The following is a 21,662-nucleotide window of genomic DNA, read 5'->3' as shown; positions in this document are numbered from 1 at the left end:
AAAGCAGCCTTTATGCGATTGCGGCGAGTCGAGGTTGGTACAGATCGAAAGATTGGCGAAACCAGTGGTCGGAGAGGCCAAGATTAAGCCCAGCACGCTTGGCGACAAGCTCTTTTGCCTCTGCGGAAAACTCCCACAGCCCAACGCTGATCGCGTCGCGGCCTTCACCGATGGTGCCAAGAACGGTCGGCTTTGCGCCAATTCGGCTATAGATACGGATCATCCGCGCATCGAATACGCCAACGAAGTGGCGGAGTGCGAAACGGTCCATCAGTTCGCCGCCTGCAAGCATCAAGGCACCAGCAACATTAGCATCCGCATCAGGTGCGAGACAGAATCGGGTGCACTCCCAAATCAGGCCAGAGCGGATTTCCGTGCCATCGGTGACGTGCAGAAAATGCTCATTGACCATGGTGCGCCCCGTCGTGGGCAGAAAGCGCATAGAGCCACCGTGACGGCCGTCGGCACGTTCCCAGATCACATAGAGTGGATTGAGATCGACATCGTCATACTGATCGGTTTCGAAACCTTGCTCATCCACGCTGACTTCCCAGCCAAGACGTTCTTGGAACTGGAGGGCCCGGTCCCGGAACATCGTGTCGCGGAGGAGAGGATAGTTGTGGAGGTCTTCGGCGTAGATGTAGCGCAGCATGTTGTCATTCCCCGATGAATGTTTTGATGGGGAAAATTTGCGCCCGAAATGTTAACAGGCGTTAGCGGCAGCGCGCGAGACCATAAGATGCCGTTGACCGCACCGTACGGTGGGGCCGCAATTAAACAACGATTATGCCCCTTTGCATCGCCCGGGCTACGGCGTGGGTAGTGTTAAGAGCACCGAGCTTGTGACGCGCGCTTTCGATATAGACACGCAAGGTATGCTCGGAGATCGACAATCTCTGCGCGGCCTGGGCTCTGGATTGACCAAGTGCGAGACAGGTGATCGCTTCGACCTCCCTCGGGGACAGAGAGGTGATCGGCGGACCTTCGCGCCCCGGTTCCAGTTCCAACGCCTTCTCGTTCATCGCGTGAGCTAGCAGGATCAAATCACGCCGGTTCTTTTCTGTGAACTCGGCCCAGTCTGCATCCGACGTGTCGTCGCTCAGCGTGAAGAGGGCGTATTGACCGTTGGGACCGCGGATCGGAATGGAATACCCTTGGTTTCCGACCCCGTACTCGATTGCCTCCTTCTGGAACTGTCTGGCACCCTTGCTCGACCAATCCAGTTGTTTCCAGTCTACGGGATGAAACTTGTTATAGCAGCCTGCTATGACCGGATCGACGCGGAGATACTCTTTCTCCAGATATCGTTCGACCCATTCCATCGAGTAGGTGCCGCATCCGTACTGTTCACCGTTACTACTGACCCAGTGATAGACAAGATGCGAAACGCCGTAGTGGTCACGGATACTCTCCGCAACCGACTGCATTTCTTCAAGCGCGCTCGATTTCTCCAAACGCTCTAAAATCGCTTCGAGCGACGTTTTCATGAGCACCGCGAACCCCCACAGCATGTGAACGAGACACCGGGGCTGTTTCGATCGCCGCAACCATCAGCGCGTCGTCAAGCTGTTCGGCCAGAGCCGAAAGATCATTCGTCCGCGCATAAGTGCGAAGGTCGGCGATCACGTCAACAATCCAGGTACTTTGCATTTGGTTTCTCGCTTCTAGGTGGTTAACAACTCATTAACACAATCATAGCACGAGCCAGATCCGTTCATAAATTCGCGTTTTATAACTCCCCAGAAATAGCGAGGGGCCATTTTGCAACTCCTTGAAACCAAACAAACCGCGAATCAGAACAGAGTAAGACCGCGGAACAGCCTCCTGCTCCGCGGTCTGTTAACCATGCCGGGGTGATTCCATTTCGGCGTTATCTTACCGCGAGCGCATCCTCGAAGGTGCGCAGTCCCGTGCGGGGCGATTGAACGAGGACAGCCATGTTGCCGGGCTTGTGCTCGTTGCGGAGCATCTTCATGTGCGCCTGCGGAATCTCTGCCCAAGGGAAGACCTCTGACATACAGGGATCAAGCCTGCGCTCCACCATCAGCTTGTTCGCGGCGCCCGCTTGCTTGAGATGGGCGAAGTGGCTGCCTTGGATGCGTTTCTGGTGCATCCAGACGTACCGCGCATCCATCGTAAGGTTGTATCCGGTAGTTCCCGCGCAGATCACCACCATCCCCCCCTTCTTGCAGACGAAGGTTGAGACAGGGAAAGTTGCCTCACCGGGATGCTCAAACACCATATCAACATTCACGCCCTTGCCTGTGATGTCCCAGATGGCCTTGCCGAACTTGCGAACCTCGCTGAACCACTCCTTGTACTCCGGCGTGTTCACGGTCGGCAGTTGCCCCCAGCACTTGAAATCTCGCCGGTTGATGACCCCCTTGGCGCCAAGGCTCATGACGAACTCTCGTTTGTCTTCTTCCGAGATCACGCCGATCGCATTTGCTCCTGCCGTATTGATCAGCTGAATGGCATAGGATCCCAAGCCACCCGACGCCCCCCAAACCAACACGTTCTGCCCGGGCTTGAGTTCATGGGGGTGATGGCCGAAGAGCATGCGATAGGCCGTGGCCAGCGTCAGCGTGTAGCAAGCACTCTCTTCCCATGTCAGATGCTTTGGACGCGGCATAAGCTGCTGCGATTGAACCCGGGTGAATTGCGCGAAAGACCCATCCGGAGTCTCATAGCCCCAGATCCTTTGAGAAGGCGAATACATCGGATCGCCGCCGTTGCACTCCTCATCGTCGCCGTCGTCCTGATTGCAATGGATGACGACCTCATCGCCAACCTTCCAGCGCTTCACCCTGTCCCCGACCGCCCAAACAATGCCGGACGCATCAGATCCCGCGATATGAAACTCCGCATGGTGGACATCGAAAGGGCTGATCGGAATGCCGAGCCCGGCCCAAACGCCATTGTAGTTGACCCCTGCGGCCATAACGAGGACGAGCACGTCGTTGCTGTCGAGCTTGGGCACATCCACGACTTCCGCCAGAAACGACTGATCAGGCTCGCCGTGCCGCTCTCTACGGATTGCCCATGCGTGCATCTGCCTCGGAACGAAGCCAAGCGGGGGCATCTCCCCTACTGCATACAGGTCCTTCTCCGGAGCATCATAGGTTGCAATCCCGATCTCGGTGTCCAAGGCCATCTCAACTCCTCCATACCAGCGCTGCACCGCAGAATTTTGGTGCTTATCTCGGGATACGCAGCAAGAAGTAACATTGCAACCATTTCGTGACCTATATTGAAATTTTATGTCTCACGAACATCGGTGTGCGGTATCTTATCGCCACTCTCTCGGAGAAGATGCCTTACAGAGTTTGCATAGTACGTCCGCTGAGGCTCTTTGGCATGCGGCGCGTGCAGCCTTTCCCCGCGACGCTTCAGCAAGCCCCGGTCCACGAGTTGCCGTATGCCGAAACCGGCAAAGCTCTCTCGCGGTGGCACCGGCAACTGGCCCGACACCTGCATTCTTGCGAGAAGGGCTTCGACGCGAGCCTCGGTCACGCTCACCGTCAATTCATCTTCGCCCTCGAAAGCGAGGCAAACCATGGGAACAGGAAGAACTGGCACGCTGCGCTTGATGCGCCGAAACAACTCTTCCGCCAAGGCTTTGGTGGAATCGTCGCCTCCACGCTTCATCTCCGCGAGCGAGACGGGAGGACCGAATTGCACTGCGGCATAGCCGAAACGCCGGTAACGGAATGTGACCCAGAGCCAAAGCTTTCCGAGGATAAATCCCAAGGCAACGAGAACACTCCCCCGAAACCGCCGTTCGGATCGGGACTGTGCCGCAATCAATACCCCGTCTTCCAGAACGCGATCATAGTTGAGCGCGACCGGCACAAAGACGACGTCGCGGCCGCCCTGCCTGTCTCCTGTCGCGATATAGTTGAGCAGGCCCATACGCGGGGGCGCGATCCGCCCATCGAGGCTTAGTCCGCCCTCGGGAAAGATCGCCTGTGTGACGCCGGCATCCGACGCCATGCGAACATATTGCGCGAGAACCTTGCGATACAAAGCATCTCTTGAGCGGCGCCGGATGAAATATGCCCCCATGGCTCGCACCAAGGGGCTAAGCGGCCAGGTTCTGGCCCACTCGCCGACGGCGTAGGACAGCGCCGATTGATCCGCCGCGAGATAAGTGACCAGCACGTAATCCATATTGCTGCGGTGATTCATGACAAACACGACCGTCGCCTCGGGATCGATTTCGCGAATAGCATCCTCATCCCAATGCCCCAGCCGGACACGATAAAGCGCGGTGGAAAGCCAGCGAGAGGCGCGAATTGCAAACCCGAAATACGCGGTGGCGCTGAATGCGGGGACAATTTCGCGCGCATACCGTTTTGCAATTTCAAAGGCGACGTCTTCGCGCAGGTTATTGGCCTCTGCGTGGGCGACAACGGCGCGGGTGACTTCTGGGTCATAGACCAGCCGTTGAATCATATCCTGTCGCCGTAACAGCTTGAACGGCTGGATTGGCCGTACGAGGCGTCGATTGAGACGCGCGACCACCCGTTCCATGCGCCGGCGCAGGAACCAACGGACCGACGGAAAGAAGAGATGACTCGCAGCAGTGACCGCCGCAAAGAGCAGGATCACGACGAAGAGCCACAGCGGCAGTTCAACAGTTGATGTCATGGGGGGACGAAAGCAGGGTTAGCCCCACCCGGCAAGCAGATGCCCCCGTCCCGCTGAAAATGCCGCGCTGCGGCGCGTTGACATCGCTATTTTGTTTCGTGTATCTCTCTCACAGAGTAATTTTGTTGCTTAGTCGCTTGAGGGGCCCGCATGACCGACCACCGTAAGGACCGTCCTTGGCTTATCCGCACATATGCAGGCCATTCCACGGCCGAAGCGTCTAACGCGCTTTATCGCGACAACCTCGCGAAGGGGCAAACGGGGCTGTCTGTTGCGTTCGACCTTCCGACACAAACGGGCTATGACAGCGATCATATTCTGGCCAAGGGGGAAGTCGGTAAAGTAGGCGTGCCCGTCTCGCATCTGGGCGATATGCGGGCGCTCTTCGACGGTATTCCGCTGGCGCAGATGAATACCTCCATGACGATCAACGCGACCGCGCCGTGGCTTTTGGCGCTTTATATCGCGGTGGCGGAAGAACAGGGCGCGGATCTGGCAAGCCTTGCAGGGACCGTGCAAAATGATCTCATCAAGGAATATCTGAGCCGGGGCACGTATATTTGCCCACCCAAACCCTCGCTGCGCATGATCGGAGACGTGGCAGAATACTGCTATACGCATGTTCCCAAATGGAATCCGATGAATGTGTGTTCCTATCATTTGCAGGAGGCGGGCGCGACACCGGAGCAGGAACTGGCCTTTGCTCTGGCCACGGCGATTGCGGTGCTGGATGAGCTGCGGCCCCGGGTAAAAGCCGAGGATTTTTCGGCCATCGTGGGGCGGATCTCCTTTTTCGTAAATGCCGGCATCCGTTTCGTGACCGAAATGTGCAAGATGCGGGCCTTTTGCGAGCTGTGGGATGAAATCTGTCGCGAGCGATATGGGGTTGAAGAGGAAAAGTTTCGCAGGTTCCGTTATGGGGTTCAGGTCAATTCACTGGGCCTCACTGAACAGCAGCCAGAAAACAACGTCTATCGCATCCTGATTGAAATGCTGGCGGTCACGCTGTCGAAAAGAGCACGGGCGCGGGCAGTGCAGCTTCCCGCATGGAACGAAGCGCTCGGCCTGCCCCGCCCTTGGGATCAACAATGGTCGATGCGAATGCAGCAAATCCTCGCCCATGAGACCGACTTGCTTGAATTCGAAGACCTGTTCGATGGAAATCCCGCCGTGGACGCGAAAGTTGCCTCTTTGAAAGAGGCCGCACGCCATGAGCTTTCCACGATTGAAAGCATGGGCGGTGCCATTGAGGCAATCGATTATATGAAAGGCCGCCTTGTCGAGAGCAATGCGGCGCGAATTGGCCGAATAGAGCGCGGCGAAACAGTGGTCGTCGGCGTCAATCGCTGGACCGAAGCGGAGCCAAGTCCCCTTGTGGGCGAAGACGGCGGCATCATGACGGTCGACCCCGAGGTGGAGCGGGAGCAGATTTCCCGGCTCGATGCGTGGCGCGCCACGCGGGATTCCGTGGCGGTGGCAAAGGCATTGAGCGCACTTCGCGCCGCAGCGCTCGCGGGGGACAATATCATGCCCGCTTCGATCGCTGCCGCGAAGGCCGGTGTAACGACGGGGGAATGGGCCACCGAAATTCGCGCGGCGCATGGCGAATATCGCGGCCCCACGGGGATTTCTCCGGCACGATCCAATGAGACCGAAGGCCTCGATGAGATCCGCGAAGCCGTGGACGCGGTCAGTGTCCGATTGGGGCGGCGGCTCTCGCTATTGGTGGGCAAGCCGGGTCTTGATGGGCATTCGAATGGGGCCGAACAAATCGCCTATCGGGCTCGGGACTGCGGGATGGAGATTGATTATCAGGGGATTCGGCTGACCCCGACACAACTTATTGAGGCGGCACAGGCCAATCGCGCGCATGTAATTGGCCTTTCTATACTTTCGGGTAGTCACCTTCCCCTAGTTGAAAGTTTCATGCGCGACATGAAAGAAGCGGGGCTTGGAGAAATACCGGTCATCGTGGGCGGCATCATTCCCGACGACGACGCGGAACGCCTTAAATCGTTCGGGGTCACGAAGGTCTACACCCCCAAGGATTTCGCATTGAATGCGATCATGATGGACATTGTGGAGCTTGCCGACGCCCGCCCTGCGGCGGAATAGAAAGCCTGTCTTTCGGCATGGAATTGCCGGTTACACAAATCTAAGTTGAACGATACAAGAATGGGCCTTGAAATTAACATTTTTTGCGCCTCCTTTGCGACCTACTCAAAGGAGAACTAAATGACATTGAACCTCGAAAAGATGAGCCGCGATGAACTGCTCGCACTGAGAGCCGACGTGGACAAAGCACTCAAGTCCGTCGAAACGCGCCGCAAGGCCGAGGCCCGCGCAGCCGTTGAAAAAGCCGCCAAGGAATTTGGCTTTTCCATCGATGACATCTACGCAAAGGGCGCGCCCAAGGAAAAGAACCCCCCGAAGTATCGGCACCCCGAGAACCCTGAGAAGACGTGGACAGGTCGTGGCCGCAAGCCGGGCTGGGTCACCGAATGGCTGGCTGCGGGTAAAGACATCGAAGATCTGGCCATCTAGGAGCGTCGGTTCGACATGACCATACACATCGGCGCCGAACCGGGTCAGATCGCGGAAACCGTCCTTATGCCCGGCGACCCCCGCCGGGCAAAGTGGGCGGCAGAAACCTTCCTCACCGATCCGGTCCTCGTGAATGAGACCCGTGGAATGCTGGGATATACCGGCACATGGAACGGGCATCGCGTCACGATTCAGGGTTCGGGAATGGGGATGCCCTCACTTTCGATCTATGCAAACGAATTGATCAAGGATTTCGGTGCGAAAACACTCATTCGCATCGGGTCCTGTGGCGGTATGCAACCTTTCGTAAAAGTCAGGGATCTGATTATCGCGATGACGGCAACGACTCTTTCGACGCCGTCATCGGGGATATTCAAGGAAATAAATTTCGCCCCCTGCGCGAATTGGGAGTTGCTTGACGCAGCCGTAAAGGCGGCGAGCAATCGCGATTGCGATACCCATGTGGGCGGTATTTATTCGGCAGATGTATTCTATGATGAGCGCCCGGATCTCAATGAGATCATGACGCGGCATGGAATACTCGGCGTCGAAATGGAAGCGGCCGAGCTTTATAATCTCGCGGCGCGTCATTCGGTGCGCGCATTGGCCATTCTAACGGTGTCCGATCACCTTCAGACGCACGAAGCCCTGCCCGCCGAAGACCGCGAGCGGAGCTTTGGCGAGATGGTCGAAGTCGCGCTTGAGGCAGCCTTCGCCTGAAGGCTAACCCCCTGAAAAGTGGGTATGACTTTCGTATGACATCTGTATGACTCGCGTATGCCACCAACGGCATACGCGGGTTTTACCCATGGCTTCGGTCATAAGGATTGGGCGCCGGTGATTGCCAACCGGCCAGCGCGTCAGGTTCGGGCGCAAAGGTTTCGATCAGCAGCGGATGACACGCGGCGGCATCGGATGAATGCTCTGCCCCGCAATCGCCCCCCGGACAGGCCGACAGCGCGCCAAGCAGGTCGATTTCTGCGAAGCATTCCAGATAATCGCCGGGCCGTACGGGGCTGGCCTTCATGAAATACTGCCCGGTGTCGCGCGTGAAGCCGGTGCACATGAACACGTTGAGCACATCGTGGACTAGCGGTTCCGCCTCGTCGCGGCTGAGGCCGGCGGCCTCCGACAAGGCGCGAATCAGGTTGGAGTGACAGCAGTGGTGATAATCCCCCCCGCTCAGCAGGGCGTGGGTATAGGGATCGCACCGCGTGCCGATGACGTCATGCACCGCGCCGCCGTGGGGATCGATCCCATACCAATGCAGCGAATCCTCGACGATCGTGGCCATCGGACGAAGCATGGGCAATGAGGACCAAAGCCGGTCGCCGGTGGTCACGTGGCTGCCATGCAGGGCGCGGGTCTTGCCGGAGAAGAATCGCTCCGTCAGATCATTGGCGTTCCAGAGGTTCAGATCGCCGACCTGCGGCCCCTCAACACAGGTGATGCGAAAGAATTCCCCGGCGGGAACGCGAAACGCGGCGGCATCGCGGGGGGCTGCGCGAATTTCTCCTGTTTTGCGCGCGGTGGCGCGCGCCGTTCGGTAAAGCTCAAGATCGGGACGCGGCAGGGTGTCCGTTGGATAGCAGATGACCGGCGGGATCGCGCGGCGTTCGTCGGCGTCGGCAGGTTCCATCTAGCGTCCCTTCAGAGTTTCGGCGGCCCGAGTCCCGCCTTGCAATCCGTGGGCGGACCGCTGGTTGCGGTGAAGGCTTCGGCCCCGCATGCGGCGCAGCGATATTTGCGCAAGGTGCCACGATCGCCCGAACGTTCCGCCCGCCAGCGGCAGTTGCGTGTCCCGCGGCGGGAAAAGATGGCAATGAGGACGAAGGCCAGCGCGAGGCCGATGACGACGAAGAACATGCAAGCCCAGATAGGCAATCAGGCGGCCCGGGAAAAGGCCGCCCGTAACTCAGACGGCGCGTTCGACCATCATCTTCTTGATTTCGGAGATCGCCTTGGCCGGGTTCAGACCCTTGGGGCAGGTCTTGGCGCAGTTCATGATCGTGTGACAGCGGTACAGCTTGAAGGGATCCTCAAGCTCATCAAGTCGTTCGGGGGTCGCTTCGTCGCGGCTGTCGTTGATCCAGCGGTAGGCATGGAGCAGCGCGGCGGGCCCCAGATACCGGTCGCCGTTCCACCAGTAGGACGGGCAGGAGGTCGAACAGCAGGCGCACATGATGCACTCATAATGACCGTCGAGTTTCTTGCGGTCCTCGATGGATTGCTTCCATTCCTTTGCCGGCGCGGCGGTCTTGGTCTCCAGCCATGGCATGATGGAGGCGTGCTGCGCATAGAAATGGGTGAGGTCGGGAATGAGATCCTTGATCACCGGCATGTGCGGCAGGGGATAGATTTTCACGTCGCCTTTGATTTCATCCATGCCATAGGTGCAGGCAAGCGTGTTGATCCCGTCGATGTTCATCGCGCAGGACCCGCAGATACCCTCGCGGCAGGAACGCCGGAACGTCAGCGTGGGGTCGATCTCATTCTTGATCTTGATCAGTGCATCCAGAACCATGGGCCCGCAGGTATCCATGTCGACGAAATAGGTATCGACCCGCGGATTTTCCCCGTCGTCGGGGTTCCAGCGATACACGCTGAACTTGCGCAGGTTGGACGCGCCCGCAGGTTTCGGCCAAGTCTTGCCGGTACGGATGCGGGAATTCTTGGGGAGTGTCAGTTGGACCATTGGCGCAACCTCGCTGACTTTGGGTTTCGAAAGGAGTTGTAGACCGGCCACGGGATCAGGCCAAGGAAGTTCGGCGAGTCCGCGCTATCATACATTGGTTGCCACCTCGACAATCCGGGCCGCGCGATTGCTGAAATCATGATTGGATCGCACATAGTTGGCCATCTCTTCACGGTCCTGATCAGCCTCTGCCAGAGCGCGTTCTAGGACCTCCGTGAAGGTCTCTGGCGTATAAAGGTACAGCGCTTCTTGAAGGTCCACAGGGATGCCGGGCATCTTTTCGGTGAGGATAGGGCGGGCGCTGGCGAGCACGTCATAGGCGCGATTCGAAAGAAACCCCTCCTTCCGCATCCCCTCCGTGTGATCGTTGAGGACGACACGGGCGGACGCGTAGTGGCCGCTGAGATCGTCATTCTCGATCGCGCTGCCGCGAAACACGTTCTCGGGCAGAATCCCTTCCCAGCCCCTGCCCCATACAGCGAGTTCGTGGCCCGTCGCACGCGCAAGTTCGACAACCGGACGGGGCGCATACTTGCGGCGATTCCCCACAAACAACAGCTCTGAGCGAAGCTCACTCGCCGGAGGCCTGGGTCGGAAAATTTCCGCATCTGTGCATTGCGGTAAAAAAGAGGCCGATATCCCCTTCGCGGCGAGCTTCTCCGCATAGGGTTGAGAAGCTACGAAGACGTGCCGAGCACTGGCAAGCTCTTCCTCGGAAGCCGTCTCGGCCTGCGAGATGAGCCAGATGAAGAGGCGCCGACCCATGACGGGACGGTAGGGGCGCGAACCGCGGATGACCAGATCGACCTCGCCCGGTATCGGCCAACGCGTTGGCCAAGTCCATTTGCCCTTGCGCCGTCGCAGACTGAAGAAATCGAACCGGACGCGTATCCCCGCCCTTTCGAAGGACCGCCCGAGCGACCGGGCAAAGAACCAGTCACCCCAAGACTTTCCCGGCTCCGGCGGGGGGCACGGTAGGCAAAGTCGAACCGCCCTCATGTAACAGGCACCTTTTTGCGACGGAACCATGAGCCAAAACTGCGGCGATCTTTCAAGCGTGCGACGCGGGTTTCGAGTTTGCGACGCCTGAGATATTCGCGATTGATTAAGCTTGAGAGCGCGGCCTCGTGCGCTAATTCGGCACGAAAATTGGGATCGTTCAGTACGTAGCTCAGCCGCGCTGACCGCTCGGGATCACCCGCATGCCGCTCGGCCCGCTCTAGGATTGTACTGATCTCGTCTTCGAGAACGAATGGAGCGAGGCGTTTAGGTGGAATCGACCCAGCGAAAGCCTGCGCCTCGCACGCTCCGGCGGTTATCTCGCGGGCGAGATCTTCCGGACTGCGAGCCGGGCCGAAGCCCCGCCCGCTGAAGTTATACCAGGCCGCAGTCCCGAAGTTGGCCTCGCACAGCCATCCCGGCCCTGCATGGCGGTCATAGCAAAATACGGGCCGGCGAGCGCGGAGGGCATATTGAACCGTCTTCCCGATGGTGATCACGGCATCCGCTTGGGCGAGCATCTCGGGCGTCACCCGCATATGAGTGGCCCGCCGACCGATACGTTCGACGATCAAACCGGTCTTCTCAAGAAGATTCAGGGCCACATCCAGTTCCTTGGGAACATGGTTCGACACGACCAAGAGGGATGAAATCGACCCCTCTCTCTTCGCCGTCGTCTCGAAATTACGTGGCGCAGGATTCGCAAGGACCTCGATCCTATCGAAGTCCTTGCCATAACGCCTTATTGCCTCCGCAGTTTCCGGGCTATTGGCGAAAATCATATCTGCGAGCTTACGCTCGACAAATGGGCCGGGCGTCTCGAATGGATCATAGGGCGATAAATGGCTAAAGATCGTAACCGGCATCTTCCGATTCCGCACTTTGGAGGCGTGAAGCGAAGGTTGCAGCACGTGATGTTGTGCCCAAAGCAGGTCGAAGTCAAAGGGATCGACAACCTCCGGTTCTTCGAACACCTGCTGTGTGCATGCAGCGAAATCCGGACGAAGCGCGTCGCTTAATTCGTTACACAGCAAGCAAACTTCCAAGTTACGACGCGCGAATTCTTCGGCAAGCTCCAACAACACAACTTCCGACCCAGCCCACCGGTATAGATGATTGGTGGCTAGCAGCACACGTCGAATGCGGGCAGGCCGGGTCAGTAGACCCGCGCCTTGGGCGCGATTTTCTTGAGGTCGATGCCGCCGTTTTCGTGGGTGGAGAGCGGCTCGAGGTGGACCGGGCGATAGCTTAGATCCACGCCGCCGTTGATGCGGGCGAGGGAATGGACGCGCCAATTCTCGTCGTCGCGATCGGGGTGATCCTCCTGCGCATGGGCGCCGCGGCTTTCCTTGCGGGCCTCGGCGCAGTGGATCGTGGCGAGCGCGTTGGGCATGAGGTTGGTCAGCTCCAGCGTTTCCATCAGGTCGGAGTTCCAGATCAGCGAGCGGTCGGTGACCTTGATGTCGTCGAGCTTGGCCGCGACGGAGTCCATCTTGGCCACGCCTTCCTTGAGCGTCTTGTCGGTGCGGAAAACGGCGGCGTCCTGCTGCATCGTCTTTTGCATCTCAAGTCGCAGTTCGGCGGTGGGCACCGTGCCGTTCGCGTGGCGGAAATGGTCGAAGCGATCCAGTGCCTTTTCCACACTGGCCAGGTTGGGCGCGGGCACGGCGGTTTCGGGATCGACGACCTTGGCCGCACGAATCGCGGCGGCACGCCCGAATACCACAAGGTCGATGAGCGAGTTGGAGCCAAGCCGGTTGGCCCCATGCACGGAGGCACAGCCCGCTTCGCCCACGGCCATGAGACCGGGGAAGATCCGATCGGGGTCCTCGTCCGTCGGGTCGAGCACTTCGCCCCAGTAGTTCGTCGGAATGCCGCCCATGTTGTAGTGCACGGTCGGCAGCACCGGGATCGGTTCCTTCGTCAGGTCGACACCGGCGAAGATGCGCGCGCTCTCGGAAATACCGGGCAGACGTTCATGTAGTGTCTCGGGCGGCAGGTGGTTGAGGTGCAGGTGAATGTGGTCGCCTTCAGCGCCCACTCCCCGGCCCTCACGGATTTCCATCGTCATGCAGCGCGAGACCACATCGCGAGAGGCGAGATCCTTGTAGGTCGGGGCATAGCGTTCCATGAAGCGCTCGCCCTCGGAGTTGGTGAGATAGCCCCCCTCCCCGCGTGCGCCCTCGGTAATGAGACAGCCCGCGCCGTAGATGCCGGTGGGGTGGAATTGCACAAATTCCATATCCTGAAGGGCAAGCCCCTGACGCGCGGCCATGCCGCCGCCATCGCCGGTACAGGTATGGGCGGAGGTGGCTGAGAAATAGGCGCGCCCGTAGCCGCCCGTGGCCAGAACGACCATCTTGGCGGAAAACAGGTGCATCGTGCCGTCGTCGAGTTTCCACGCCAGAACACCCTGACACTGCCCGTCTTCGGACATCACGAGATCGATTGCGAAATACTCGATATAGAACTCGGCGTTGTGCTTGAGCGACTGGCCATAGAGCGTGTGAAGGATCGCATGGCCGGTGCGGTCGGCGGCAGCGCAGGTACGCTGTACCGGCGGGCCCTCACCAAATTCGGTGGTGTGACCACCAAAGGGCCGCTGATAGATCTTGCCCGCTTCGGTACGGGAGAAGGGCACGCCGTAATGCTCCAGCTCATAGACGGCCTTGGGCGCTTCGCGGGCGAGGTATTCCATCGCATCCGTGTCGCCGAGCCAGTCGGAGCCCTTTACCGTGTCGTACATGTGCCACTGCCAGTGGTCGGGCCCCATGTTCGACAGGGACGCGGCGATGCCGCCCTGCGCCGCCACGGTATGGGACCGGGTCGGAAACACCTTGGTCACGCAAGCGGTGCGCAGCCCCTGTTCGGCCATGCCGAGGGTCGCGCGGAGACCCGCGCCGCCCGCGCCCACCACGACCACGTCGTATTCATGCGTTTCGTATTCGTAAGCTGCCATGTTCGGTTGCTCCGGCTCTCAGAGGGCGAGTTTGGCGATGGCGAAAACGCCTGTCGCGGCGGCGGCATAGGAAATGCAGGTCATCGCGATCAGGGCGATCTTCTGCGCAATGCCGTGGACGTAATCCTCGATCAGCACCTGAACGCCGTCATTGAAGTGTTTGAAACCGACCACGAGGGTCAGCGCGGCGACAATCGCCGGGAAGGGACGCGCGTAATAGGCCTGTACGGCCTCGTAATCGGCGCCCAGCGTGCGGCCGAACGTGATGACGAACAGCGGCACGAGAAACAGAAGCGCGACGGAGGAGACCTTCATCGCCCAGAAATGCTCGACACCGGATTTCGCGGCACCAAGCCCTACGGCGCGCTTGCGGTCGGTCAGAAAACGCATGGCAGGATCCTTCAGACGATGATGACGGTCAACAGGGTGAGCAGGAACGAGCCGCCAATGACGGCGTAGCCGAGCTTGTAGGCGGTCGGCAGATCCAGCCCCGCGCCCGTATCCCAGATCAGGTGGCGGACGCCCGCGAGCGTGTGATACCAAAGGGCCCACACGGAAAGCAGCATCACCAGATCGCCAAACCAGCTTGTGATCACGGCGTCGGCCCGTGCGAAGGCTTCGGGGGATGTCGCTGCGGCGAGGAACCACCAGACGATGAGCAGCGCCGCGACAAGCAGGGCATTGCCGGTGATCCGCGTGAGGATAGAGGTCATCGAGGTCAGCTGCGGACGATAAACAGTCAGGTGCGGTGAGAGGGGACGGTTTCCCCGATTCACGTCGGCCATGATCGCTCCTTTCGGTTGCTGCCTCGTTTTAAGCTAAAAATCCCGGTTGTCACGATTGCGCCGGTGCCTGAGGGGCAGTTTTTTGACATAGCGCGTCAGAAATTTTGCTTATGTGATCACACGAAGATAGCCCGTGATCACAAAATTGGCCAGCCGAGGAAACGCGAAATGCTGTGGTGCAGCATGAACACGAGAAAAAACCGACGCCCCTGAAGGACGCCGGCTTATACGGTTGGAAACTGCGACGTGTGGATCAGTCGACAAAGCCGAGGTGGCTGAGCGCGTCGCGCGCCTTTTGTCGTGCCAGCTTGTCACCGCCGAGGAGTTCTTCGTTTATCTCATTGACAAGCCTACTAAAGCTTCGGTCCGCGGTCATGGAACGGACAAGTTCCGGCACTAAATCTCCCGGTACTGACAATACATCCTGCGTTGAGCGGGGGTAATGAAGTATCATGCCAACGGCCTTTCCCAAGGGACATCCAAGTCTCATGGGGGTGAGCTTACTGCACTTTCCGTCGTTACGAAAAGTTAATTTTCTGCACTGCGGCGTAAAATTTGGCAGAGCGTCTGATTTATCGCGGAATCAAAGCCCAATAATCTAAATCCAACAAGACGTTAGGGGAAAATTTACCGTCTTGGTTCTTTCGCACGAAGGGCTCCCCACCCGTTGTCGCAACAAGGCGCAGACGCAGCGCCCCCACACCCGGAGCGTGCATTTCCGCGCGATCGATAACCTCCGACCATGCGCGAACCGTCTCACCCGCGAAGCAGGGATTCGCATGGGTTCCGCCGTTGAGACCCACAACAAGCTGTGCATTGGCGAGACCGTTAAAGCTCAGCGCCCGCGCGAGAGACATGACGTGCCCGCCATAGATCAGCCGCTTGCCATCCTCGCGCTGTGTCGCATCGAAATGCACCTTGGCGGTGTTTTGCCAAAGGCGGGTGGCCATCATGTGTTCGGCCTCTTCGATGGTCACGCCGTCGACATGGTCGATCCGCTCCCCCACCTCATAGTCACCCCAGCGGTGGCGCTCCCCCGCCAGCGCGAAATCATAGTTGGTGAAATTCAGCCCCTCTGGAACGACAAGATCGGACGGCGACAGCGCGTCGCGAAGGTCCGGAACCACAGGCGCGGGCGCGGGGGATGCGGCGTCGCGCTTGCGAACCATGACCCAGCGGACGTACTCCATCACCGTCTCGCCGCGCTGGTTCTCTCCACGGGAACGGACCCAGACAATGCCGGTGCGCCCGTTGGAGTTTTGCTTGACCCCGATCACCTCCGAGCGCGCCCGCAGCGTATCGCCGGGATAGACCGGACGAAGCCACCGGCCTTCGGCATACCCGAGATTCGCGACGGCGTTGATCGACACATCCGGTACGGTCTTGCCGAAAACGATGTGAAACGCGGCAAGATCGTCCAGCGGGCTGCGCGGGAGGCCGCAAGCCCGGGCAAAGTCGTCAGAAGATTGCAAGGCGTGCCGCGCGGGGTAGAGCGCATGATACAGCGCCCGCTCGCCTTCGGTCACGGTGCGAGGAACCGCATGATCGAGGATCAGCCCCGGGTGGTAATCCTCAAAAAAGCGCCCCGGGGAGGTCTTGGCCATCACTGTTCCCCGAGCTTCATGTCCGGAGAATACTCACCCGCCGCCTCTTTCACGACTGCCTGCCCGCATCGCATGACGCCGTTTGCCTGATCGAAGGCATAGGTCGGGCTGCCGTGCAATTCCCACCCCTTGGCGAGCGCAGCGCTGACCTTGTGGCAAAAGGCGGACGTGTCGTCGTCACTGAGGAAGCGATAGAGTTTCATGCGTTTATCCAAAAACCTGTAGACCAAAGAGATAATGCACCCCGCCGAGGACGCCGAAGACAATCACGGTGCCGACGAGTGCCATGATCTCCTTGCGTGCGGGACCGGGTGATGGCGGCGTCCAGCTTTCGCTGCGATTGATAAGGCTCATTTCCGCCAGCGCCCAGATGAACAGGGAGCCGAAGAGCACGAATGAGGGCAGATCCCCGTTCACCAGAAGATGCGCGATCGCCCAGAGGATTACGGCGGTCAGCTGTGGATGGCGTATCAGGCGGGTGACGCGGGTCTTCATCCCCGAGGCCGCGAAGAGATAGACGGATACCAGCATAAGCAGGTTGTTGATGCCCGTGGTGGCGGAGGTACGTCCCCACCAATAGGGGCCATCCGCCATGCGATAGCCGATGACCATCAATACCACCCCGAGGATGATGGCGAGCGCGATGGGGCCGCGCCCCTTGTCCCCCATCTGGGCACGTCGCTCCGGCGCGAAGCGCCGCAACAAGTGCGGTATGGACCACAGTAAGATGCCGAGAATGAGGAAAATCATGGGTTACTCCGTTGCGAGCGCCTCTATCACGGCGGACTTTGCCAGAGTTTCCCGGGCAGTCGCAACGTGAAGGTTCTCCACGATGCGTCCATCGACCACCGCGACCCCTTCCCCGGCGGCCTGCGCCTCTTCGAAAGCGGCGATTTGCCGGCGGGCCAGATCCACCTCTTCCTGAGTCGGCGCGAATACCGTGTTTGCCACGTCGAGTTGCGCCGGATGGATCAGGGTCTTGCCGTCGAACCCCATGTCTCGCCCCTGTTCCGCCTCTGCCCTCAGCCCATGTTCGTCCTTGAAGGCGTTATAGACACCGTCAACGATGATCCGGCCATGCGCCCGCGCTGCGAGAAGACATAGGGAGAGTCCGCCCAGCATCGGCATCCTGTCGGGCCGAAACCGTGCGCCCAGATCCTTCGCCAGATCGTTTGTGCCCATGACCAGCCCGGCGAGTCGCGGATGCGCGGCGATTTCTTCGGCGTGAAGCATACCCAAGGGGGTTTCCATCATCGCCCAGAGCGGCACCTCCCCCGTGATCCGCGCAAGATCATCAAGCATCGCGGCGCTTTCGACCTTGGGCAACAATATACCCTCGGCGCCCATGGCGACGGCGGCGCGGGCATCCTCCTCGCCCCAGTCCGTGTCGAGCCCGTTGATCCGGACGATCCGCGCGCGGGGGCCGTATCCCCCCTCGCCAAGCGCAGCGGCCAATGTCTCCCGGGCCCTGACCTTTTCCGCCGGGGCGACGGCATCCTCCAGGTCAAAGATGATGGCATCCGCGGGCAGGCCGCGCGCCTTTTCCAACGCGCGCACCTTTGAGCCGGGGATGTAGAGCATCGAGCGATAGGGGCGAGCGTGCGAATCCATCGGGTTCTCCGTAATATTATTGCGCTTTCTATGCCCGTTTTATCGCGAATAATTCAAGGGTATTTTTCTGCACTGCGGAAACTGGCCAAAATAGAGCCTGCGGCGCGCGCCGTTAACCAGACTTTACGGGTTAGGGTCCAGCTTTTGTGCATCGGATCAGACATGATGAGGCCCGTTGAAGAGGTCACTGCGGAATATCGGCATCGTCCGAAAGGAAGGAACGGTTGGGGCGCACCCTGAATTGACGCCCCCTTTTTGAAAGGTTGAACCTATGAACGCCAAGATGATGATGACCCTGATGACCGCCGGCTTTCTGGCCATTTCCGCCGGGATGACCCATGCGGAACAGGCGCGCGGATGTGCAGAGCGTGAAACCGTCCTGAGCCGACTTGCCGACAAATACGGCGAAACGCGCCAGTCCATCGGCCTTGGGGCCAACAATGCCCTCGTCGAAGTCTTTGCCTCCGACGAAACCGGTTCGTGGACGATCACCGTGACCACCGCGGAAGGCACCACCTGTCTTATCGCCAGCGGTCAGGCCTTTGAGGAACTGGCCGAAGTTCTTCCCGCGAAGGGCAATGACGCCTGATCAGGCCAGCGCGATCCAGATGAGCCGAAGGCCCGTCGCGGTCAGCAGCACATAGGTGAGCGCGAAAAAGGCCCGTTCGGGCACCAGCGCATGGGCGCGTATGCCAATCCAGGCGCCCAACAGCGCAAACGGCGCGAGCATCAGATCAATCAGAAGGGTCTGCGCCGTAAAGATGCCCAGAAAGGCATAGGGTACGAATTTCACGATATTCAGCACCCAGAACAACACCACCGTCGTTCCCTGAAATTCCGTCTTCGTCAGACGCCGCGACAGCAGATAGACGGAGGCTGGCGGCCCCCCGGCATGGCTGACAAAGCTGGTGAATCCGGCCACGACCCCGGCGATGAGCCCCGCCGATGGCGGCATCGGGCGATTGAGCATTCGCGCCACTCCGAGCCACAGCAAACTCTGCCAGAGTACAAAAAGCAGGCAGACCGCCCCAATCAACAGCCGAAAGAGATTGGCGTCGGCGATGGTATAGAGCCACGCCCCAAGCGCCGTTCCCGGAATGCCGCCGAGGATCAGCAGGCGCGCGTCGGGCCAACTCCATTTCTTCCAATAGGGGCGCATGCTAAAGGCATCGACCAGCATCAGCAGGGGCAACATGATCCCCAGCGCATGCCCCGGATCAAGCACAAGTGCTAGAATCGATGAGGAAACAAAGGCCGCGCCTGACCCGAAGCCCGCCTTGGACACGGAAGCAAAGATGACGGCCGGCGCGGCAATCAGGAAGAAGGAGAGGTCGGTCGCGATCACGCTGTCGGCTCCGGCAAAAGTTGGGTGTTCCCACTCAGTTAGAGCGAAGCTGGGCGAATGGCGAGACCCGACCGACCCAAGGCTCCCCGCGCGGCACCCTTGTCAGATCGCGGGTTTGGGCTTACGCAGACGCGCGACCAACAACGGACCGGAGAGAGATTCATGGCCAGACCCAAGATTGCCCTCATCGGCGCGGGACAGATCGGCGGCACACTTGCCCATCTTGCCGCGCTGAAGGAACTCGGCGACGTCGTCCTGTTCGACATTGCCGAGGGCACGCCTGAAGGCAAAGCGCTCGACATCGCCGAATCTGGGCCCTCGGAGGGATTTGACGCCAAGCTGCGCGGCACCCAGTCCTATGCCGATATCGCAGGCGCCGACGTCTGCATCGTGACCGCCGGTGTCCCGCGCAAGCCGGGCATGAGCCGCGACGATCTTCTGGGTATCAACCTCAAGGTCATGAAGGCCGTGGGCGAAGGCATCCGCGACAATGCCCCCGATGCCTTTGTTATCTGCATCACCAACCCGCTCGATGCGATGGTCTGGGCGCTGCGTGAATTCTCGGGCCTGCCTCACGAGAAGGTCTGCGGCATGGCCGGTGTGCTGGACAGCGCGCGCTTCCGCCACTTCCTTAGCGTGGAATTCGACGTTTCCATGAAGGACGTGACCGCCTTCGTTCTGGGCGGGCATGGCGATACCATGGTGCCGCTGACGCGCTATTCCACGGTTGCGGGCATTCCGCTGCCCGACCTCGTGAAGATGGGGTGGACCACGCAGGAGAAGCTCGACGCCATCGTACAGCGCACCCGTGATGGCGGCGCGGAGATCGTCGGCCTGCTGAAGACCGGGTCCGCCTTCTATGCACCGGCGACATCGGCCATCGAAATGGCCGAAGCCTTCCTGAAAGACCAGAAGCGCGTGCTGCCCTGTGCAGCCTATGTGGACGGTGCCTTGGGGCTCAACGGATTTTACGTGGGCGTCCCTTCGGTGATCGGTGCGGGCGGCGTCGAACGGATCGTCGACATCAAGATGACCAAGGACGAGCAAGCCATGTTCGACAAATCGGTCGAAGCGGTCAAAGGGCTCGTCGAAGCTTGCAAGGGGATCGACGACTCCCTCGCGTGATTGCACATCATACCTGACAAAAGCCCCGGTCTTCGCGCCGGGGCTTTTTCGTTCATGGCGTCCCCAAGGCGCGATCAAAGGCCGCTGCGGACAGATCCGGCGTGCGCTCCCCCAGTACCGAAGCGATGACCGGCGCAGGGTTGAACGCGATGTCGTCGATCAGCCCCAGATCCCGCATGCGGGCGACCTCATCCGCGTTCAGGCATTTCAGGCGGTCGTGGAATGCGCCAAGCGCCTCGTGATCGCCCCCGAATTCCCGCGCCATGGCGATTTGCGCCCGGCGATGGGGCGCGGCGATCCGGTTCACATCCTCGATATCCAGCCCCGCATACCGCTGCAGCTTGCCGATCCAATGGTCCCGCGTGAGCCCATCGAAATGCAGGATGACCGAACTGCCCGACGGGAGCCCAGCTAGCCGATTCTCTTTGCGCCGCTGTCCGTATTTGGGGGCGTGAATGCCCACGCGCCATGGCCTGCCTGTTGGGACGATCGCCTTACCCGCCGCATGTCCGGCAAGCCCCTTGGCGAGCCACGGGGAAAGATCGCGGAACAACGCCCGGTCAAACACCGGTATCCCGCGCGAGGGGCATCGAAACCCGCCCGCGAAAATATCCTGTGCCTGATGTCCCGCCTCATAGAAGCGCTCCCTGACATCCAGATGCAGGTAGCCGGGCAACTCCGCCAGATGCCCAAGCTCATCCGCGAGGGGCGTTTTTTGATAAAGGAATTCGTCGGCATCAAGGTGGATCAACCAGTTCGCCGTGGTTTCCTGATAGGCCAAGGTCGCATTGTACACCTGCCGCCGGGTCTGCATCTGATTGCGTCCGCCGCGTTTCGCCCAGTGCCCCTCATCGCACCGGGTCACGATGCATCCCGGTATGGCCTCCAGTTCAGGCGCTACCGGGTCACCGGGATCATCGAGAAACACTCGGACCTCTCGTGCGCCCTGCCCGAGATGCCAGGCCACATTCGCAAGAACCAGCGGCGCAGGTTCCCGCACCGTCAAGGCCACGCTCCAGCTTGAATCGGCCATCCTCGTCCCCTTCAATTCGGCCCGGTTCGCATGGCCGTCCGCCGTTCCGCCGCCCTGTTCGTGCACAGATTCCATGTTTTGTGATCACACGAATTTTGAGTGTGATCACAAATGTTGGTTTTCTACGGTTTTCCGATGTACTCGCTTCGGTTTTGGCTACAGTCCCGATTATAGGGCTCAAAGGCTCGGGAATCGCAACAAGACGGGACAAGTTTCATGAACATCCACGAATACCAGGCGAAGGGATTGTTGCGGGCATACGGTGCGCCCGTTGCCGATGGACGGGCCGTGTTGCGGGCCGAGGAGGCCAAG

Annotated in this window: 24 protein-coding genes; 5 read left to right on the top strand and 19 right to left on the bottom strand. The window is 59.9% G+C overall.

Annotated elements, in window-relative coordinates; genetic code table 11:
- Positions 1-10: 10 nt before the first annotated feature.
- The 4 genes from BM234_RS16885 to BM234_RS16870 form a co-directional block, all read right to left on the bottom strand.
- Complete coding sequence (locus BM234_RS16885) at positions 11-652, bottom strand: acyl-homoserine-lactone synthase (protein WP_092066959.1); 642 nt, start codon at positions 650-652, stop codon at positions 11-13.
- Between the two features lie 121 nt (positions 653-773).
- Positions 774-1,511, bottom strand: coding sequence for a helix-turn-helix transcriptional regulator (locus tag BM234_RS16880; protein WP_245752742.1), 738 nt, complete (start codon positions 1,509-1,511; stop codon positions 774-776).
- A gap of 359 nt (positions 1,512-1,870) precedes the next feature.
- Positions 1,871-3,154, bottom strand: coding sequence for a crotonyl-CoA carboxylase/reductase (gene ccrA / locus BM234_RS16875; protein WP_092066958.1), 1,284 nt, complete (start codon positions 3,152-3,154; stop codon positions 1,871-1,873).
- 104 nt (positions 3,155-3,258) lie between these two features.
- The gene (locus BM234_RS16870; protein ID WP_092066957.1) at positions 3,259-4,650 is read right to left on the bottom strand and encodes a 1-acyl-sn-glycerol-3-phosphate acyltransferase; all 1,392 of its coding nucleotides are present in this window, start codon (positions 4,648-4,650) and stop codon (positions 3,259-3,261) included.
- A gap of 150 nt (positions 4,651-4,800) precedes the next feature.
- Here BM234_RS16870 and BM234_RS16865 point away from each other — a divergent pair, with 150 nt between their 5' ends.
- From BM234_RS16865 to deoD, 3 genes are all read left to right on the top strand, one after another.
- Positions 4,801-6,765: a protein meaA gene (locus BM234_RS16865; RefSeq protein WP_092066956.1), complete on the top strand. Its 1,965-nt coding sequence runs from the start codon at positions 4,801-4,803 to the stop codon at positions 6,763-6,765.
- Positions 6,766-6,885: 120 nt separating this feature from the next.
- The gene (locus BM234_RS16860; protein WP_092066955.1) at positions 6,886-7,194 is read left to right on the top strand and encodes an H-NS histone family protein; all 309 of its coding nucleotides are present in this window, start codon (positions 6,886-6,888) and stop codon (positions 7,192-7,194) included.
- 15 nt (positions 7,195-7,209) lie between these two features.
- Positions 7,210-7,914 (top strand): purine-nucleoside phosphorylase, encoded by a 705-nt coding sequence (gene deoD, locus BM234_RS16855; protein WP_092066954.1) that lies wholly within the window; start codon positions 7,210-7,212, stop codon positions 7,912-7,914.
- Positions 7,915-7,996: 82 nt separating this feature from the next.
- Here the strand turns inward: deoD and BM234_RS16850 are convergent, their stop codons facing one another.
- From BM234_RS16850 to BM234_RS16795, 13 genes are all read right to left on the bottom strand, one after another.
- The gene (locus BM234_RS16850; protein WP_092066953.1) at positions 7,997-8,833 is read right to left on the bottom strand and encodes an urea carboxylase-associated family protein; all 837 of its coding nucleotides are present in this window, start codon (positions 8,831-8,833) and stop codon (positions 7,997-7,999) included.
- Between the two features lie 11 nt (positions 8,834-8,844).
- Complete coding sequence (locus BM234_RS16845) at positions 8,845-9,060, bottom strand: hypothetical protein (RefSeq protein WP_092066952.1); 216 nt, start codon at positions 9,058-9,060, stop codon at positions 8,845-8,847.
- Between the two features lie 49 nt (positions 9,061-9,109).
- Entirely contained in the window at positions 9,110-9,889 is a 780-nt protein-coding gene (locus BM234_RS16840; RefSeq protein WP_092066951.1) for a succinate dehydrogenase iron-sulfur subunit, read from the bottom strand.
- Between the two features lie 87 nt (positions 9,890-9,976).
- On the bottom strand, positions 9,977-10,888 hold the full coding sequence (locus BM234_RS16835; protein WP_092066950.1) for a glycosyltransferase family protein: 912 nt from the start codon (positions 10,886-10,888) through the stop codon (positions 9,977-9,979).
- The gene (locus BM234_RS16830) at positions 10,885-11,973 is read right to left on the bottom strand and encodes a glycosyltransferase family 4 protein (RefSeq protein WP_281247992.1); all 1,089 of its coding nucleotides are present in this window, start codon (positions 11,971-11,973) and stop codon (positions 10,885-10,887) included. Before BM234_RS16830 ends, BM234_RS16835 begins: the two co-directional genes overlap by 4 nt.
- A 71-nt stretch (positions 11,974-12,044) precedes the next feature.
- A complete protein-coding gene (gene sdhA, locus BM234_RS16825; RefSeq protein WP_092066949.1) occupies positions 12,045-13,847 on the bottom strand; it encodes a succinate dehydrogenase flavoprotein subunit in 1,803 nt (600 codons plus the stop codon).
- 18 nt (positions 13,848-13,865) lie between these two features.
- Entirely contained in the window at positions 13,866-14,237 is a 372-nt protein-coding gene (gene sdhD, locus BM234_RS16820; protein ID WP_092066948.1) for a succinate dehydrogenase, hydrophobic membrane anchor protein, read from the bottom strand.
- Between the two features lie 11 nt (positions 14,238-14,248).
- Positions 14,249-14,632 (bottom strand): succinate dehydrogenase, cytochrome b556 subunit, encoded by a 384-nt coding sequence (gene sdhC, locus BM234_RS16815; RefSeq protein ID WP_092066947.1) that lies wholly within the window; start codon positions 14,630-14,632, stop codon positions 14,249-14,251.
- A gap of 253 nt (positions 14,633-14,885) precedes the next feature.
- Entirely contained in the window at positions 14,886-15,029 is a 144-nt protein-coding gene (locus BM234_RS17535) for a hypothetical protein (protein WP_175501311.1), read from the bottom strand.
- Positions 15,030-15,204: 175 nt separating this feature from the next.
- Positions 15,205-16,236 (bottom strand): MaoC family dehydratase, encoded by a 1,032-nt coding sequence (locus BM234_RS16810; RefSeq protein WP_092066946.1) that lies wholly within the window; start codon positions 16,234-16,236, stop codon positions 15,205-15,207.
- The gene (locus BM234_RS16805) at positions 16,236-16,439 is read right to left on the bottom strand and encodes a DUF1737 domain-containing protein (protein WP_092066945.1); all 204 of its coding nucleotides are present in this window, start codon (positions 16,437-16,439) and stop codon (positions 16,236-16,238) included. Before BM234_RS16805 ends, BM234_RS16810 begins: the two co-directional genes overlap by 1 nt.
- Before the next feature lie 4 nt (positions 16,440-16,443).
- Positions 16,444-16,986 (bottom strand): NnrU family protein, encoded by a 543-nt coding sequence (locus tag BM234_RS16800; RefSeq protein WP_092066944.1) that lies wholly within the window; start codon positions 16,984-16,986, stop codon positions 16,444-16,446.
- A 3-nt stretch (positions 16,987-16,989) separates the two neighbouring features.
- Positions 16,990-17,847 (bottom strand): HpcH/HpaI aldolase/citrate lyase family protein, encoded by an 858-nt coding sequence (locus BM234_RS16795; RefSeq protein ID WP_092066943.1) that lies wholly within the window; start codon positions 17,845-17,847, stop codon positions 16,990-16,992.
- A 298-nt stretch (positions 17,848-18,145) separates the two neighbouring features.
- On the opposite strand from BM234_RS16795, the gene BM234_RS16790 reads away from it, so the two are divergent.
- Positions 18,146-18,436: a hypothetical protein gene (locus tag BM234_RS16790; RefSeq protein ID WP_425439252.1), complete on the top strand. Its 291-nt coding sequence runs from the start codon at positions 18,146-18,148 to the stop codon at positions 18,434-18,436.
- Here the strand turns inward: BM234_RS16790 and BM234_RS16785 are convergent, their stop codons facing one another.
- Positions 18,437-19,192 (bottom strand): sulfite exporter TauE/SafE family protein, encoded by a 756-nt coding sequence (locus tag BM234_RS16785; RefSeq protein WP_092066942.1) that lies wholly within the window; start codon positions 19,190-19,192, stop codon positions 18,437-18,439.
- A 162-nt stretch (positions 19,193-19,354) separates the two neighbouring features.
- Between BM234_RS16785 and mdh the strand changes: the two genes are divergently transcribed.
- Positions 19,355-20,317 carry a malate dehydrogenase gene (gene mdh / locus BM234_RS16780; protein ID WP_092066941.1) on the top strand — a complete coding sequence of 321 codons (963 nt, stop codon included), beginning with the start codon at positions 19,355-19,357 and terminating at the stop codon, positions 20,315-20,317.
- Positions 20,318-20,369: 52 nt separating this feature from the next.
- Here mdh and BM234_RS16775 read toward each other — a convergent pair whose 3' ends face one another.
- Positions 20,370-21,425 (bottom strand): glycosyltransferase family 2 protein, encoded by a 1,056-nt coding sequence (locus BM234_RS16775; protein ID WP_092066940.1) that lies wholly within the window; start codon positions 21,423-21,425, stop codon positions 20,370-20,372.
- Positions 21,426-21,662 lie beyond the last annotated feature (237 nt).

Source organism: Poseidonocella pacifica, assembly GCF_900111875.1.
Classification (GTDB): domain Bacteria; phylum Pseudomonadota; class Alphaproteobacteria; order Rhodobacterales; family Rhodobacteraceae; genus Poseidonocella; species Poseidonocella pacifica.
This window is presented reverse-complemented; position numbering and strand designations above follow the sequence as displayed.

Bases quoted from the DNA above. Each gene is read 5' to 3' on its own strand.
- sdhC (WP_092066947.1), bottom strand. From the start codon at position 14,632: ATGGCCGACGTGAATCGGGGAAACCGTCCCCTCTCACCGCACCTGACT.
- BM234_RS16775 (WP_092066940.1), bottom strand. From the start codon at position 21,425: ATGGAATCTGTGCACGAACAGGGCGGCGGAACGGCGGACGGCCATGCG.
- BM234_RS16835 (WP_092066950.1), bottom strand. From the start codon at position 10,888: ATGAGGGCGGTTCGACTTTGCCTACCGTGCCCCCCGCCGGAGCCGGGA.
- mdh (WP_092066941.1), top strand. From the start codon at position 19,355: ATGGCCAGACCCAAGATTGCCCTCATCGGCGCGGGACAGATCGGCGGC.
- BM234_RS16860 (WP_092066955.1), top strand. From the start codon at position 6,886: ATGACATTGAACCTCGAAAAGATGAGCCGCGATGAACTGCTCGCACTG.
- BM234_RS16845 (WP_092066952.1), bottom strand. From the start codon at position 9,060: ATGTTCTTCGTCGTCATCGGCCTCGCGCTGGCCTTCGTCCTCATTGCC.
- BM234_RS16885 (WP_092066959.1), bottom strand. From the start codon at position 652: ATGCTGCGCTACATCTACGCCGAAGACCTCCACAACTATCCTCTCCTC.
- sdhA (WP_092066949.1), bottom strand. From the start codon at position 13,847: ATGGCAGCTTACGAATACGAAACGCATGAATACGACGTGGTCGTGGTG.
- BM234_RS16880 (WP_245752742.1), bottom strand. From the start codon at position 1,511: ATGCTGTGGGGGTTCGCGGTGCTCATGAAAACGTCGCTCGAAGCGATT.
- deoD (WP_092066954.1), top strand. From the start codon at position 7,210: ATGACCATACACATCGGCGCCGAACCGGGTCAGATCGCGGAAACCGTC.
- BM234_RS16865 (WP_092066956.1), top strand. From the start codon at position 4,801: ATGACCGACCACCGTAAGGACCGTCCTTGGCTTATCCGCACATATGCA.
- sdhD (WP_092066948.1), bottom strand. From the start codon at position 14,237: ATGCGTTTTCTGACCGACCGCAAGCGCGCCGTAGGGCTTGGTGCCGCG.
- BM234_RS16870 (WP_092066957.1), bottom strand. From the start codon at position 4,650: ATGACATCAACTGTTGAACTGCCGCTGTGGCTCTTCGTCGTGATCCTG.
- BM234_RS16790 (WP_425439252.1), top strand. From the start codon at position 18,146: ATGACCGCCGGCTTTCTGGCCATTTCCGCCGGGATGACCCATGCGGAA.
- BM234_RS16795 (WP_092066943.1), bottom strand. From the start codon at position 17,847: ATGGATTCGCACGCTCGCCCCTATCGCTCGATGCTCTACATCCCCGGC.
- BM234_RS16810 (WP_092066946.1), bottom strand. From the start codon at position 16,236: ATGGCCAAGACCTCCCCGGGGCGCTTTTTTGAGGATTACCACCCGGGG.
- BM234_RS16805 (WP_092066945.1), bottom strand. From the start codon at position 16,439: ATGAAACTCTATCGCTTCCTCAGTGACGACGACACGTCCGCCTTTTGC.
- BM234_RS16850 (WP_092066953.1), bottom strand. From the start codon at position 8,833: ATGGAACCTGCCGACGCCGACGAACGCCGCGCGATCCCGCCGGTCATC.
- BM234_RS16840 (WP_092066951.1), bottom strand. From the start codon at position 9,889: ATGGTCCAACTGACACTCCCCAAGAATTCCCGCATCCGTACCGGCAAG.
- ccrA (WP_092066958.1), bottom strand. From the start codon at position 3,154: ATGGCCTTGGACACCGAGATCGGGATTGCAACCTATGATGCTCCGGAG.
- BM234_RS16800 (WP_092066944.1), bottom strand. From the start codon at position 16,986: ATGATTTTCCTCATTCTCGGCATCTTACTGTGGTCCATACCGCACTTG.